Origin of the sequence: Paraburkholderia sp. 31.1, from assembly GCF_014397645.1 — a bacterium.
Taxonomy (GTDB): domain Bacteria; phylum Pseudomonadota; class Gammaproteobacteria; order Burkholderiales; family Burkholderiaceae; genus Paraburkholderia; species Paraburkholderia tuberum.
The window spans coordinates 70929-86544 of sequence record NZ_VZQN01000007.1; the positions used below are offsets into that span (position 1 = coordinate 70929).

Below are 15616 nucleotides of genomic sequence, written 5' to 3' on the forward strand. Positions count from 1 at the left end.
CGAGACGCGAATCAGTGCGCCGGAGTCAGTGTCGCTGCGCGGCGGCGATAGAGTGCAAACGTGGCCATCAGGGCGCACGCTGCCGCGAAGCTCATCCAGTAGCCGGGTGCGGCCTTGTCGCCAGTCATGTGAATAAGCGCCGTGGAGATCGCCGGTGTGAAACCGCCGAATACGGCGGTCGCGAGGCTATAGGCGAGCGAGAAGCCCGCGACGCGTACCTGCGCCGGCATCACTTCCGTCAGTGCGACGATCATCGCGCCGTTATAGATGCCGTACATGAACGAGAGCCAAAGGAGGGCGAGCAGCATGTTGAGGAAGCTGGGCGCGTGAGCGAGCAGCGACAGGGCCGGGTGCGCGGTCGCGATGGCGAGCACCGTCATGGCGATGAGGAGCGGCCGGCGGCCGATCCTGTCGGAGAGGGCTCCGCCGATCGGCAGCCACACGAAGTTCGACACGGCCACACACAGCGTCACAAGCAAACTATCGGCGGTGCTGAGGTGCAGGACCGTCTTGCCGAAAGTCGGCGCGTAGACCGTGATGAGATAGAAGCTCGCGGTGGTCATCGCCACCAGCATCATGCCTGCAATCACGACGGTCCAGTTCTGGACCAGCGTCGTGAATACCTCCTTCATGCTCGGGCGATGCTGGCGAGCCTTGAACTCCTCGGTTTCCTGCAGATTACGACGCAGCACGAAGAGGAACGGCACGATCATGCAGCCGACGAAGAACGGCACGCGCCATCCCCACGCCGCGATGGTAGCGGCGTTCAGCGATTGGTTGAGCGCGAAGCCGAGGCCCGCGGCCACGACGATCGCCACCTGCTGGCTCGCGGACTGCCAGCTCGTGAAGAAGCCCTTGCGGCCGGGCGTGGCCATCTCGGCGAGATACACCGACACGCCGCCCAGCTCCGCACCCGCGGAGAAGCCCTGCAACAGCCGCCCGAGCAGCACAAGCGCGGGCGCTACAAGGCCAATGGTCGCGTAGCCCGGCACGAACGCAATGAGGATGGTGCCGCTCGCCATGATGGAGAGCGTGACGATGAGCCCCTTGCGGCGGCCGACGTCGTCGATGTACGCGCCGAGCACGATCGCGCCGAGCGGGCGCATCAGAAAACCGGCACCGAAGACCGCGAACGTCATCATCAACGAGGCAAATTCGCTCCCGGCCGGAAAGAAGACGTTGGCGATCTGCGTTGCATAGAAGCCAAACAGAAAGAAGTCGAACTGCTCCAGAAAATTTCCGGCCGTCACGCGGAAAACCGCCGCGGCCTTTGAATGTCCCAGCGAAAGGGTAGAGGGCGAGGGGTGCATCAGTGTGTCTCCTGAAATCCCGAGATATGCGGTGGTTCCGCTCTTTGTCTGTTCGGGAATTTTGGCCCGTGGCCAATCAAACGATAAGTGCAATCTTCCGAACGATTGATGTCGAATGGTTATCAATCGGCGCCGCTTTTTCGCCGCCGCGCGTTAGCTGTGCGCCAGCGCGTGGCGGCGACCATCAGAGGCCAGCGGTCAGGCCACGAAACGACACTGGGAAGCGGCCGTACGCGTGTCCATATTGCGTCCGCGGTTCAAATGATCGTCAATTTCCGCAGCGCAGCCCAGCATGCGCGGATAGAGGAAGATCGTGAACGCGGCCGTTTCAAGGTCCGCCTCGCTGAACTCCCCGCGCTTGAGCGGCTGCCACAGCATCTTCAACAGCAACGCGGCAATCACGGCATCGACATTGACGCAATAGACATTGCGCGAGACACCTGCGTCGAACAAAGCCTGCACCAGCACACGGTAAAACGCATGAAACGCGTTGTACTCGCCGCGGGCTTCATAAAGGTTGGCGATGAAGATTTCCCGCGGGTCGTGGTTCACCGGCTTGTCTTTGAAGACCGGATGATTAATACCCGGAAGTTTCGCAATATCGAGGCTCCCCAACTGCTTCTGGCGCGTCTTGTACTGCGCGTATCGCTCGACGGAGCGCCGGGCGAGCGCTTCGAGGTCCACGGTATGACGAGCATCGGTCGGATCTTCAAGGCCGCTGCTGCGGAACGCCTCGTTGAGGAACGCAATGCCTTCGTAGCCGTTGCCGCCATGCGTATATCCAGTGTGCGTGAGGAACCCCGCCAGAGCCTTGTTTAGCTGCACCCGTTCGGGACTTTCCGGGCCATCGGCAGATACTGCGCCCTTTGCGCCTTGCGCCGAAATGGCGCCGGGTCCGTTCGTGAGCAGCAAACCGACAAGGGTCTTGAACGCGAAAAGGTCGTCGACAGTCGGTTTCAGGTTTAGCAGCGCTGCGAAGGCGATTTCCGTCAGAGTGCGTTCGCCGAGTAATTCTTCGGTGGCGAAGCCGCAAAATCCGTCCGGGCCGTGCCGCGAGGCGTCCGCCGAGGCGCCGATCATGGTGCCGAAGAGCTTTGTCCACCACGGCAAGCTTTCTGCGGTCAGGCGGGAGATCCGCTTGCGCATGAGCGGGCCCCAGGCGAGTGTCGTCGTGATCGCCGCGAGTACTGCTTCCGGGCGCGGATGGCCCGGGCCACACGACAGCCATCGGATGATTGCGGAACTTACGCCGCGCGAGGCGAGCCCGCCCAGCATGGCTTGCGCCTCTGGATCGGGTTCATCGCAGAACAGCGCTGCAGTGTCCGCGGTGTGGACGGCCTCGACATCAAAGGTCTCGTCGAACGCGTCCGTGAGCCTGGCTGTCGCGAAGCCGTCGATCATCAGTGCTGCCGCCTCGCGCGCAGCACGCTGGCGATTCGGCCCGACGATCGCCGCCGCGGCCGCGAGCACGGCATTGGGCGCATTGCCCGCCTCGCGCGAAGCCTGGGCGGCCGCCAGTTCTGGTGTCCCGTGCAGATTCACTGCAGCGCCAACAGCCACGTCGATGAGCTTTGTGTCGTTTGCCCCGCCGAACTCCCGCAACAGCGCGAGGCAGATGTTCTCCTCAAGCGAGCGCGTCGCTGCTTCGAGCATGGATACTCCGTGCAGGCTGCTCACCTGCGTTTTTGCGTCCATCTGCGAGGCGCCCGAAGCGTCCTTCAAGGGTTGGCGCGGCGGGATTGCGCCGATCTGGCTGTTCGCCCGCGTAATCTGTTCGTTGTACGGCGCGATTGCTTCCACGACCGGCAGGGCGAGGTCGTCCGGCAGTTCGATCCCCTGATCCGAGCCGAACCACGGTTTGAGCGAGAGGCTGCCTTCCGGCTCAAAGTCGGGCATCGTCGCGTTCGCGCGCATCACTGCGGTGAGCGCGGCGGGAATGTGCGCGATGTTTGTCACGACGGCGCCCTTCGCCGAGCAGCATGGATCGTCCGGCGTAAAAAGACGCTCGACGCCGAACTTCTCCATGAACCAACGCTCCTTGGCAAGAGCATCGTCGGCGCCGCCCGCCATTGCGCCCGCATGCCCCACCGCGCGCGTCAGACGACTCTTCCAGCGGCCTACCACGCAGGCAATGACGGGTTTCGTAAATGTGGCGTCGGCCTCGTAGTAGCCGCCCGGCTCACAGTACAGTACGGCAGCCTTGCTGCGCGCGTCGTTGGCGAGGGCAAAGGCGAACTCCGGCGCCGCATAGTGGATGTAGACGTCCTTGCCGCTCGATACGACGGTCGTTGTACCCCAGCCGCTCATGCGCAGATATTGCGCAATGGTGGTGCTAAACCCGCCCGAGTTGGAAAAGATCGCGATCGAGCCCCGCCGCAAAGTTGCGCCGGGATCATCGCCGCCGAGCGCACCCCCGATGCGCACCCGCTGCCAGGAGTCCGCGACGCCCAGCCCGTTAGCGCCAAAAATGTCGATGCCTGCTTGCTGGCCCATCGCGCGAATTTCCCGGGCGTCGTGCACGGAGATCTTCTCCGTAATGATAAAAATCTTGCGCAGATCGGGATTGACGCGGATCAGTTCGGCCACCCCATCGCGCGCGGCCGACGGCGGCAGATAGACGACGCCGCAATTGAAACGATGCCCGGCTTCGAGGCCTTCGCGCACGTTGTTATAGACGGGGATGTCGCCGGCAGGCGTCACGAGCACCTGCCCGCGCTTGCCAGGCGCAGTGCCGAATACGATATTCCCACCGGAAAACGCGTGGCTCACCGGCGTCACGTCCGACGACTCGCCTCCCAGAATGTTGAGCACACAAACGCGGTCCTCGCGCGTGACTATTTGTGCAAGCGACTGGATGCCGACGAAATACCTGAAATGATTATTGCCTTGCTTGACCATGTCGATCTCCTTACGCCTTTGCCGTATCCGCCTGCGGTTGCGTCTGACGCGCGCCGATGCGCGCTGCGACCTGCGCGCGTCCTCCCGATTGCATCCACGCATCGGCCTTCCGTGCGTACTGGATCACTTCGCTGATGTCGGAGTCAAAGCCGAACAGGCGATAGGGAAGGCCGAGCGAATCACAGGTGTCGCGCAGTGCCGACATGCCACGAACAAGGTTTGGACCGCCGCGCCCAAGGACGACATAAAGCGGGGTGGGACCGTGCTCGCTGAAGTGCTCGCGTAGCGCATCGGCCATCGCGCGCAGTGTTTCGTAGATATCGGTGTTGTTGGACTTGCCGCCAATGATGAACAGTACGTTGGACTGCTTCAGCCAATGTCGGAAGCAGATGCGCGCCACTTCCTTCATTTTTTCGTAGGGAGGATTGCCGCCGAAATCCGAAGAGATGATGGCTGCGTCGCCCAACATCTCCGTGACGAGCGAGTTGGCCCCGCCGCCGAACGTGGGCGCGAGGATCGTTCCCTTGTCATTGATCACATAGACATCGCTTTGACCCTGGTGCGTGCGAAGCTGGTTGATCTCCTGCTCGAAGTCTGAGTAGTCGGCAGCGAACAGGTGAGCAGGCAGGCCGAGGCGCGAGAAGCGCGGGTCGTCACGGTCGAACCCGCACTTGAAGTCGCAGGCCACGGGTGTGAGCCGACCGTTCTTGTCCTCGCGCATGCGGATCGGATTCAGCTCGAGCGTCGTCATGCCGAAGTCGTGAAAGAGCTCCCAGAGCTTCGGCAATTGCTGCACGAGCGGGGAAATGATTTCGCGCGGCGCGCCGATCTCGCTCAACGCATTCGCGACGACGAACGCCTTCAGGCCGGTCAATGCATCAAAGGGCACCATTGCGACGTGCTTTGGATCGACCTCTTCGATGTCCATGCCACCCGCGTGCGACAGCGTCATGGTGGGAGCGCGAAAGCGGGTGGAATCGGTGATCGAGAAGTAGACTTCATGTTTGGCCGGTACGCCTGCTTCGAACGTGACGCCGTTCGCCTTGGCCCTCACATGACCCACGACGTGCTCGGCGAAGTACAGCCGCTCTTTCTCGGCGAGCGCCGTCTTGAGATCTGTCGCGCGCCCGAGCAACCCGGCCTTGCCCTTCTTGCCCACGCCGCCCTTGAATACCGGCTTGATAAAGACCTGCCCGTGGCGGTCGATCAGCGACTTTATCTCCTCTTCGCTGGCGCTCGGCCCCAGCACTTCGCTGGCCGGGAATCCGACGAATTGCAATAGGCGCGCGCCGTGCAACATTCCGGTGATCTGCATATGAGTGTCTCCTGAAATTCAAGGCAATGACGATTGAAGCAGGTACTGAGTTCGCGTAGCTCGCTGCGCAAGGCGCGAAATGCTCGTCTGCCGTGGACTCGCTTGAAAGCGGCGGCAGGATTCACAACGCGAGGTGGGTCATGCGAGATCGGCATCGGCTACCGTTGGCGGCACCCGTGACCGGGTTGCACTGGAATGCGGCGAAACGCTGTTGTGCGTTTCGCGCCTGTCTCCGATGCGTTCTCTGTCGACGCGTTTATGAAGTTCTTGAGCATCGATATTTGCTCAAGACGCCCCGAACGAGAAGTGCAATTTTCTGAAGCATTGATGTTCAACGGTTATCAATATCGTCGAACGCCGTTACGTTGTGGCGACAAGTGCTGCTTTCATGGTGGGCCTCACGGCGATGTTCAGGATTGCGCAGGGAACTGGCCGAGCTGAAGGAACACCGGTCGACTTCGCAACTCAACCCAGTCGCACGCGGCCAGCTTTACCGTCGGCATCGTTGGGTGCAACTTTCTTGATGTCACTTCCGACCCAACGCTCTTCAGAAGATTTCAGATGCGATCGCATCGCCGCTTCTGCAGCAATAGGGTCGCCTGCTTGCAGTGCATGCAGAACATTTTCGTGCTCCTCGACCGCAGCCATCCATGTGGCCGTATTTTCGACGAGTTCGCTAATCCTCGCCCCGATCGGATCGCGCCTTGCGTCAAACAGATCGGCCACATACCGGCTCAACACCGTATTGCCGGCCGTTTCCGCGATGATCAGGTGGAATTGCCGGTCCGGTTCCACAGGAGATTTGCCGGCAGAGGCGAGGCGATGCATCGCATCCACGCTGCGCCGCAACCGGTCCAGAGAGCCGGTCGTAAGCCGCGTGCTGGCGAGCACGACGAGGCTGCCTTCGATGACGGCCCGGGCCTGCATGATTTCCGTCGGACTTTCGCCTAATACAGCCAGTGACCCTTCACGTTCGTTTGCGGTTTCGAGCACATAGACGCCCGAACCCATGCGGGTCTCGACGCTGCCGCCGATTTCCAGTGCGATCAACGCCTCGCGCAGAGACGGGCGCGAAACACCCAGTTGCTGCGACAACTCGCGCTCCGGCGGCAGTCTCGACCCCGGCGGGAAATCCCCTCCGTGGATGAGGCCGCGAATCTGGTCGGCGACCAATTGGTAAAGCCGCTTTGGCTCGGTCTGTTTCATTTTGCTGCCGGAAGGATAAATGGCCCGGGTCGTCTGTCGACCGGCGATCAAAGTCTACCACGCAAGCCTGACAAGGTTTTCAGCGCATTTTGCAGGAACAGTTCGGGTTTGCCCTTGGTAAGGCCAGAAGAAGTATCTTGCAAATTGGCTTGACCAAAATCGCCGTTTATTCTTTAATCTGCATCAGATTGGCCTGACCGACGGCAGCGCCTCTACACAAAAGAAGGAGACACGTGTGACAGATCTGAGCACTGACCTGGCCCCGCGCGTGGTGGACGGCTTCGCTTCGAAGGAACCCCCGGAGCTATTGAAACTGAGCGGACTGGGCAAGCGGTTTCCCGGTGTCGTTGCATTGGAGGACGTGCACTTCCAATTGCGCCGCGGCGAAGTGCACGCAATTTGTGGCGAAAACGGCGCCGGCAAGTCAACCCTGATGAAAATCGTCAGCGGGCAATACCAGCCGGATGCCGGCACGATCGTTTTTCGCGGCATGCAAAGGCGGTTCGCGTCCTCACTCGAGGCACAGGAAGCAGGCATTGCGATCATTCACCAGGAACTGAACCTGGTGCCGCACCTGTCGATTGCGGAAAACATCTACCTGGCACGCGAGCCCAAACGCGGGCCGTTCATCGATCGCGCACGACTGAATGGGAACGCCCAGCGCGCGCTCGCCCGCATTGGATTGTCGTTGCCGCCCACGAGGCTGGTGGGGACGCTGTCGATCGCCCAGCAACAGATGGTCGAAATCGCCAAGGCGCTCTCGCTCGACGCCCAGGTGCTGATCATGGACGAACCCACTTCGTCGCTCACGGAATCCGAAACCATGCACCTGTTCCGGATCATCAAGGAGTTGCGCGAGAGCGGGGTCGGCATTGTCTACATCTCTCATCGTCTCGACGAAATGAAGCAGATTGTCGACCGCGTTACGGTGCTGCGCGACGGACACCACATTTCAACCGACGATTTCGCGGCGACCAGCATGGATGAAATCGTTGCGCGAATGGTCGGCCGGGCGCTGAACGATGCGTACCCGCCGCGCCGCTCGGTTCCGTCGCAGGACGTGCTGCTGCGCGTCGACAATCTGTCGCGCGCACCGGCATTTGGGCCGGTCTCGTTCGAACTGAGGCGAGGCGAGATTCTCGGCTTTGCCGGTTTGATGGGCGCAGGCCGGACCGAAGTGGCACGGGCGATTTTCGGCGCTGACCAACCGGACGGCGGCGAGATTCATATCGGGAGCGAGCGCGTCTCGATCCGCTCGCCTATCGATGCGATTCACCACGGTATCGCGTATCTGTCGGAAGACCGCAAGAGCGACGGTCTCGCGCTGAAGATGCCGGTCGCGACCAACATCACGCTGGCCAATATCGAGGCGGTGTCGGGTCGCGCCGGCTTCATTCGTTTCGCCGAAGAAGCGGCCATCGCACAGCGTTACGTCGAAACGCTCGGGATCCGCACGCCGACGGTCCATCAACTCACGCGCAACCTGTCCGGCGGCAATCAGCAGAAAGTTGTGATCGGCAAATGGCTGTTTCGCAAATCGAAGATTCTGTTTTTCGACGAGCCCACGCGCGGGATCGATGTCGGCGCGAAATACGCGATCTACACGCTGATGGACCAGCTCGCCGCGCAGGGCATCGGCGTTGTGCTGATCAGTTCGGAATTGCCTGAAATTCTCGGCATGTCCGATCGCGTCGCGGTATTCCACGAAGGCCGGATCGCCACGATCCTGGAGACGCGCCACACCAATCAGGAAGAAATCATGCACTTCGCATCGGGACGAAATCATGCTTGAAATAACATCCGAACAGGCCACTACTGTCGACACCAGCGCGAAGCTCCGGCGTCGCGACCTGATTCAGAAATTTGCCGCGCTTGGCAGTCTGATCATGCTGGTGGCCGTCTTTTCATTGACCAGTTCCGCTTTCTTCTCGGTCGACAATGGCATGACAGTGGCCTTGCAGGTGACGTCGATTGCCTATCTCGGCGTGGCGGCAACCTGCGTGATCATTACGGGCGGAATCGACCTGTCCGTGGGTTCCGTACTCGCGCTGTCCGGTGTGGTCGCCGCGTTGCTCGTCAAGGCCGGCGTGCCGATTCCTCTCGGCATGCTCGGCGGCGTCGTGGTGGGCGGCCTGTGCGGATTCGTCAATGGCCTGTGCGTCACGCGTATGGGTCTGCCGCCTTTTATCGCCACGCTCGGCATGATGCTGGTCGCGCGTGGTCTCGCGCTTCAGATCACTGGCGCGCGCCCGGTTTCGGGACTCGGCGACGCGTTCGGCGAACTCGGAAATGGCGCATTGTTCCGCATCTCGCATATCGGGGCAGACGGGTTCCCCGATACGGTATTTCCGGGGATCCCGTATCCCGTGATCATCATGGTCGTGCTGGCGGTGGCCGTGTCGATCATGCTGACGCGCACCTCGCTTGGCCGCCACATCTACGCAGTCGGATCGAATGCCGAAGCCGCGCGGCTCTCCGGCGTCAATGTCCGCCGCGTCACCTTGTTTACCTATGTGCTGTCCGGCGTGCTCGCCGGTCTGACGGGTTGTGTGCTGATGTCGCGCCTCGTCACGGCGCAACCGAACGAAGGCGTCATGTACGAGCTCGATGCGATCGCCAGCGCCGTGATTGGCGGGACGTCCCTGATGGGCGGTGTAGGCACGATCTCCGGTACGGCCATCGGTGCGTTTGTGATCGGCGTGCTGCGCAATGGCCTGAACATGAACGGCGTATCGAGTTTCATCCAGCAAATCATCATCGGACTGGTCATTCTCGGCACGGTCTGGATCGACCAGGTCAGAAACCGTCGATGAAGCACATCGAATGAAGCCATTCGAGAAGTCCAACAAAGCAGTGCAATCACCAACCCAAGGAGTGAGACATGAGAAAGATGTATCTGGCATTGGCCGCCGCACTTTTGACCGCAGCGACGGCCCACGCGAATGCGGCGAGCGGAGAGATCGCCGTGATCGTCAAGACGGCCAACTCGAATTATTGGCAGAACGTGCAAAAGGGTGCAACGGAGGGCATGAAAGGGCTGAACGGCTACACGATGACGTTTCAGGGACCGGCGACCGAGTCAGCCGTGGCGGACGAGGTCAATATGGTCGAGAACGCGGTGAACCGGCATGTCGCGGCGATCGTGCTCGCGCCGTCCGATCCCGACGCGCTGATCCCGGCAATGAAGAAGGCCTGGGAGGCAAAAATTCCGGTCGTCCTGATCGATTCGCTCGTGTCCGATTCCGGCAAGCAGTATTACCAGTCGTTTCTCTCGACCGATAACGCCAAGGCCGGTGAGTTGTGCGCGAAAGCGATGATCGACCGTGTCGGACAGACGGGGAAAGTCGCTGTGATGTCGTACGTCGCCGGCGCCGGTTCCGAGATTGGCCGCGTGGGTGGGTTCCGGAAGTATCTCGCGCAGCACTCGAAGCTGCAGGTAGTCGGACCGTTCTACTCGCAGTCGCAGATGGCAACCGCGCTCAATCAGACGACCGACGTGCTGTCGGCCAATCCGGATCTGAAGGGCATCTTCGGTGCAAATGAACCGACTGCTGTGGGAATGGGGCGCGCGTTGGCGCAGTCCGGGAAAGCCGGCAAGGTCGTCGCGATCGGCTTTGACGGCAACCAGGACCTCCAGGGCTTCATCAAGGACGGAACCATCCAGGCCATCGCTGTCCAGGGCTCGTATCAGATGGGCTACAAGGGTGTCAAAACGGCGGTGGATGTCATCGAACACAAGCCGGTTACGAAGCAACTGGATACCGGTGTCGTGATGGTCGAGAAGGACAACATCGATCAGCCCGCCGCGAAGAATGTCTTGTATTGAAGCGCGATGCGGACGACGCCAGACGGCGTTGTCCGCCCTTGAGCCCAGCGCTACTCAAGACGCGCTGTGAAGCGTTGAACATCCAGCAATGAATGCCTGGAAACGGAATTCCTGATGAAAGCAAGTGATCTGCGTGAGGTGTCGCGTGCCGGGGTGCAACTGAGCGCACTGGGTATGGGCTGTTCGCAACTTGGCGGCTTGTATCGCACGATGCCGCCGGAACAGGCGCGCGCGCTGATGGACGAAGCATGGTCGCTCGGTCTGCGCTATTTCGACACTGCGCCGTTCTACGGGTACACGCTTTCGGAACGCCGCGTGGGCAACGCGTTGTCAGCGCGGCCACGCGATGAGTTCGTGCTGAGTACGAAAGTCGGCAGGCTTCTTCGGCCGGATCCGACTGTTCAATGCGGCGACGACGGCTGGGCTGAGCCGCTTCCTTTCCGGCCGCACTACGACTACAGCTTCGACGGCGTCATGCGGTCTTTCGAAGACAGCCAGCAGCGTCTCGGTATTGCGCAGATCGATCTGCTGTATGTGCATGACATCGGTCGAATGACACATGGGGATGCAAACGTCGAATTCTGGAAACAGCTTACAGAAGGGGGCGGTTTCCGCGCGCTCGACACGCTGCGCAACGCGGGAGTGGTCAAAGCTATCGGCCTCGGCGTGAACGAGTGGCAGGTCGCGCATGAAGCCATGCAGGAATTACAACTCGATGTGACGTTACTGGCGGGCCGCTATACCCTCCTCGAGCAGGATTGTCTCGCGCCGTTTCTCGACAATTGCGTACGGTATGGGAATTCGATCGTGGTCGGCGGTGTGTTCAATTCTGGCGTGCTGGCAGGTAACGGCAAGTTCAATTACGGGGACGCCCCCGCCGGTGTCGTGTCGCGCGTCAACCGGCTGGCTGAGGTTTGCCGCGAATTCGAGGTTCCGCTACCCGCCGCGGCACTGCAGTTTCCGCTTGCGCATCCTGCGGTTGTGTCGTGCGTGGTGGGCGCGCGCAGTGTCGAACAACTCCAGCAGAACGTCGCGTGGTTTGAGCAGGCGCTGCCAGCCGGATTGTGGCAGGAGCTGAAGTCGGACGGTCTGATCGCGGACACCGCACCTGTGCCCGAGGTGGTCGAGTGAGCCTGTGTATCGACGCACATCACCATTAATAGGGAGAACGTAGTGCAACGAATGGGAATGGTCATCGGTATCGATCCGCAGCACATCGACGAATACAAACGCTTGCATGCGCAGGTGTGGCCGACGGTGCTCGATCGCCTGAAACGCTCGAATGTCACCCGCTACTCGATTTTCCTGCGGGAGCCCGAGAACCTGTTGTTTGGTTACTGGGAATACGTCGGAACTGACTATGAAAGCGATATGGCCGAGATTGCGAGCGACCCGGAAACACAACGTTGGTGGAGCCTGTGCAGCCCGTGCCAGAAACCGTTGGTGAGTCGTGCGCCGTCGGAACACTGGGCACAGATGGAAGAGGTCTTTTACCTCGAATAGCGTTGTCTCGACACGGCACTCGTTTGACCTCGCCATGAAGAAACAAATTAACCGGGCTCGCATCGAAACCGCACTATGGCTTCGCGGGTTCTGTAGCTGAAAAAGGAAACCTCATGCTCACTATTATTTGTGAAACTCCCGGCGTACTACGCGCTGAGACGCGCTCACGGCCACCGCGCGATCGCGGCGAAGTGTTGCTACGCGTGCGACGCGTCGGCGTATGCGGCACCGACCTGCACATCTTTACCGGCAATCAGCCATATCTCGCCTACCCCCGCGTGATGGGACACGAACTGTCGGGCACGGTCGAAGAAGCCGACACGGATTCCGGCCTGGACGCCGGCGACCCGGTCTACGTGATGCCCTACCTGTCATGCGGTCAGTGCATTGCCTGCAGGAACGGAAAAACGAACTGCTGCGTGAACATTCAGGTATTGGGCGTGCATCGTGATGGCGCATTGACGGAGTATCTGAGTTTGCCGCGTCAGTTCGTTCACAAGGCTGAAGGAATCACGCTCGATCAGGCGGCAATGATCGAGTTTCTCGCCATTGGCGCGCACGCGGTTCGTCGCGCGGACGTTCAGGCGGGACAGCGCGTGCTGGTGGTCGGTGCAGGTCCGATCGGTATGGCCGCAATGATCTTTTCACGTCTGCGCGGGGCCACGGTGACGGCGCTCGATACACGGCTCGATCGTCTCAACTTCTGCGCTGAGAAAATTGAAGTGGCGGCTACTGTGCAAATCGGTGATACCGACGTCGACGAGCTGGCGAAACTCACCGACGGCGAATTCTTCGATGTGGTCTTCGATGCGACGGGTAATCCGGCTGCCATGGAGCGCGGCTTTGAGTTTATTGCGCACGGCGGGAAATACGTGTTGATTTCCGTGGTGAGAGACAAGATCACTTTCTCCGATCCGGAGTTCCACAAGCGCGAAGCCACCTTGATCGGAAGCCGCAATGCGACCGCGGAAGATTTCGAAACTGTGCTCAGGGCCATGCGTGGCGGTCAGGTGCCCGATGCGGCACTCAACACGCACCGGATGAAGCTTGCCGATGTTCCTGCCGAATTTTCGAAACTGCTCGAACCGTCCGCAGGTGTAGTGAAAGCCATCATCGAATGCTGACTCTGACGCATATCGGATATTTGCCATGAGCCAGCCAATTCTCCAGTTCGGCACTAGCCGCTTTCTTCAGGCGCATGTCGACCTGTTTGTTTCGGAAGCCATGACGCGGGGTGCCGCGCTCGGTGGCATTACAGTCGTGCAGACAACCAGCAGCCAGTCCAGTCAGAAGCGTATTGCAGCGCTGGCAGAGGGCGGGCGATATCCGGTACGGGTTCGAGGTATGCGTCACGGCGTGCTGGTGGACGAGATGCTGAGCGGCAACGCGGTGCGCGCAGCATGGCACGCCGAGTCTCATTGGGCACAAGTGCGAGACGCCGTGGCAGAGCACGTCGAAGTGATTGTTTCCAATACGGGAGACAGGGGATTCCGGCTTGATGACCGAGATACCGCGACGCTCGTGAATCATCCGGAGCGCGTGCCACAGAGCTTTCCGGCCAAGCTGCTGGTGTTGCTTCATGCCCGTTGGGAACGAAACCCTGATGCGCCGCTCTCCCTTTTTCCATGCGAACTCGTGGTCAATAACGGCGATACGTTGCGCGAACTTGTCGTGACTCTCGCGGTAAAGTGGCGGCTGCCGGAGCCGTTCACTACCTACCTTCGAACGCATTGCATATGGGCCAATTCGCTCGTCGACCGCATCGTTTCGCAGGCGATCGAACCGGTGGGCGCCGTTGCCGAACCGTATGCGCTCTGGGCGATTGAGCAGCAGCCGGGGCTGGTTCTACCCTGCACTCATGAAAACATCGTTTTGACTGACGATCTGCAGCACTTCGAGCGCCTGAAGTTGTTCCTGCTCAATCTCGGTCACAGCTATCTGGCGGAGCGGTGGCTAGAGGACCGCAGACCGGTTGACGAGACCGTATGTCAGGCAATCAACGACCCGATACTACGCGCCAGCCTGGAAACTGTCTGGGCGGAAGATGTGCTCCCGACATTTGCGGTCCTCGGTCAGCGCGAGCAGGCTCTCGCCTATCTCGTCGAGTTACGCGAGCGCCTACTCAATCCGTTTCTTGAGCACCGGATAGCGGACATCGCGCAGAATCACACAGAAAAATTGCAGCGGCGTTTTCTGCCGCTCGTGCAACTTGCCGACAAACTCGGCGTGAAGCCTGGACCGCTGCGAATACGAGCGATGCTGGAGCGCGTCGCATGTCGTTTGCCTTGACGTTCTTCACGTCCTGATAGACGTACGACGCGATTATCGACCGGTCCCGCGTTACATTTCCGACGTCGGCCCTCGTAACGCGGCGTCCGACGGACTGGATGTTGTCGACTGCACGAAAGAGCTGAAGTCGTTCGACGAGTCGGCGGCGCTCGTCGGCAATCTCGATCTGGTCATTACCGTATGCACGTCGGTTGCTCATCTGTCGGGCGCGCTCGGTGTGCCGACACGGCTGCTGCTCGACGTCAACCCGCATTGGGTGTGGATGCTCGGGCGCGAAGACAGTCCGTAACACCACGGCGCGCTTTTCCAAACCGATTCCCAGCGCAAATTCGGGAATAATCGGACGCCCAATAAAAAGCAAACGTTTGACTGACCATATTTAACAATTAAAACGCTTAACTTTGCTCTGGAATAGCCGATATATAGATAGGAATTATTTGGGTCCACGCATTAAGTTCCGCTGTACAATACGCGCCGCTCATCCTGAGCGCAAGGGTATCTCATGAGTTACACGCTCGTACCGCAGCGGCGGGGCCCTCGGTTGCCTTGGCTGAAAAATAAGACTTGGGCGCGGCTCTCCTGAAGAGGTCTCTAAAAAGGGCGAGTTATCAACGGTGCCGCCTCACGGTTTGGAAATTATTATGGCGGACGCAATGATGTAACGAATAATGGTTTCCTTATTCGGTAAGTAAAAATTACAGCAGATTGCCCGATGGTACGCGGTGCAGTCTGCAACAAACAATATGGCCAGTTCGACGGGGATGGCGTATGAGCAGTGCATCAGACATTTCGAATCTCTTCCAGATGTTGGGCGTGAGCCCGTCGCATTATCAAGAAATAGAAAGAATCGAGCAGGTGCAAGGTTCGCGTGGGCGTTGGTCCATGCAGACCACCTCGTCGCCAGGGGACACGACCCGGGACGACTCGGCTCGCGAGGCTGAAGCCGTTCTTCCCACCGATGTGACTGAAGTGGCCCCCGCCGCGCCGCCGCAGCTGATTGCGCCAGCCGTCCCCGCTGCCGTGTCCGGATCTCTTCCGGTATTGCAAGCCGCCCCCGAACAGCCGGTCCTTCAGTTCAATCCCGGACCTGTCGCCGCTCCTCAACAGCCGGACTCTCTGAGCGCCGTGTTTGCGCGCCTGCGGGAACGGAGTGAACCTCAAGAAGGTGTTCCGCAACGCCAGACGTCATGAACTTCGTCACAGTCTTTTCCGTCAATGACGGCCTGGTTAAAACCACGGTGGCCGCGAACCTGCGCGTCGTGCCGAACC

12 protein-coding genes and 1 pseudogene are annotated in these 15616 nt (G+C 60.3%); 9 read left to right on the top strand and 4 right to left on the bottom strand.

Annotated elements, in window-relative coordinates; all coding sequences use genetic code 11:
• Window positions 1-11: 11 nt before the first annotated feature.
• The 4 genes from F6X37_RS06590 to F6X37_RS06605 form a co-directional block, all read right to left on the bottom strand.
• Window positions 12-1310: an MFS transporter gene (locus F6X37_RS06590; protein ID WP_184066240.1), complete on the bottom strand. Its 1299-nt coding sequence runs from the start codon at window positions 1308-1310 to the stop codon at window positions 12-14.
• 198 nt (window positions 1311-1508) lie between these two features.
• Window positions 1509-4208 (bottom strand): CoA-binding protein, encoded by a 2700-nt coding sequence (locus F6X37_RS06595; protein ID WP_187610741.1) that lies wholly within the window; start codon window positions 4206-4208, stop codon window positions 1509-1511.
• Window positions 4209-4218: 10 nt separating this feature from the next.
• The gene (locus tag F6X37_RS06600; RefSeq protein ID WP_090806627.1) at window positions 4219-5523 is read right to left on the bottom strand and encodes an ATP-grasp domain-containing protein; all 1305 of its coding nucleotides are present in this window, start codon (window positions 5521-5523) and stop codon (window positions 4219-4221) included.
• 465 nt (window positions 5524-5988) lie between these two features.
• Window positions 5989-6729, bottom strand: coding sequence for a FadR/GntR family transcriptional regulator (locus F6X37_RS06605; protein WP_090806625.1), 741 nt, complete (start codon window positions 6727-6729; stop codon window positions 5989-5991).
• 244 nt (window positions 6730-6973) lie between these two features.
• Between F6X37_RS06605 and F6X37_RS06610 the strand changes: the two genes are divergently transcribed.
• From F6X37_RS06610 to bcsR, 9 genes and pseudogenes are all read left to right on the top strand, one after another.
• Complete coding sequence (locus F6X37_RS06610) at window positions 6974-8521, top strand: sugar ABC transporter ATP-binding protein (protein ID WP_262419829.1); 1548 nt, start codon at window positions 6974-6976, stop codon at window positions 8519-8521.
• Complete coding sequence (locus tag F6X37_RS06615) at window positions 8514-9542, top strand: ABC transporter permease (RefSeq protein WP_090806623.1); 1029 nt, start codon at window positions 8514-8516, stop codon at window positions 9540-9542. Before F6X37_RS06610 ends, F6X37_RS06615 begins: the two co-directional genes overlap by 8 nt.
• 68 nt (window positions 9543-9610) lie before the next feature.
• Complete coding sequence (locus F6X37_RS06620) at window positions 9611-10555, top strand: ABC transporter substrate-binding protein (RefSeq protein WP_184066235.1); 945 nt, start codon at window positions 9611-9613, stop codon at window positions 10553-10555.
• 114 nt (window positions 10556-10669) lie between these two features.
• A complete protein-coding gene (locus tag F6X37_RS06625; RefSeq protein WP_187610742.1) occupies window positions 10670-11686 on the top strand; it encodes an aldo/keto reductase in 1017 nt (338 codons plus the stop codon).
• 57 nt (window positions 11687-11743) lie between these two features.
• Window positions 11744-12058 (top strand): L-rhamnose mutarotase, encoded by a 315-nt coding sequence (locus F6X37_RS06630; protein WP_090806617.1) that lies wholly within the window; start codon window positions 11744-11746, stop codon window positions 12056-12058.
• A gap of 113 nt (window positions 12059-12171) precedes the next feature.
• On the top strand, window positions 12172-13182 hold the full coding sequence (locus tag F6X37_RS06635) for a zinc-binding alcohol dehydrogenase family protein (protein ID WP_187610743.1): 1011 nt from the start codon (window positions 12172-12174) through the stop codon (window positions 13180-13182).
• A gap of 25 nt (window positions 13183-13207) precedes the next feature.
• Window positions 13208-14347, top strand: coding sequence for a mannitol dehydrogenase family protein (locus F6X37_RS06640; RefSeq protein WP_187610744.1), 1140 nt, complete (start codon window positions 13208-13210; stop codon window positions 14345-14347).
• 91 nt (window positions 14348-14438) lie between these two features.
• Window positions 14439-14633: pseudogene (locus tag F6X37_RS36725) on the top strand (hypothetical protein); the annotation flags it as partial.
• A gap of 482 nt (window positions 14634-15115) precedes the next feature.
• Window positions 15116-15538, top strand: a complete 423-nt coding sequence (gene bcsR / locus F6X37_RS06645; protein WP_187610745.1) for a BcsR/BcsP family cellulose biosynthesis protein — start codon at window positions 15116-15118, stop codon at window positions 15536-15538.
• Window positions 15539-15616 lie beyond the last annotated feature (78 nt).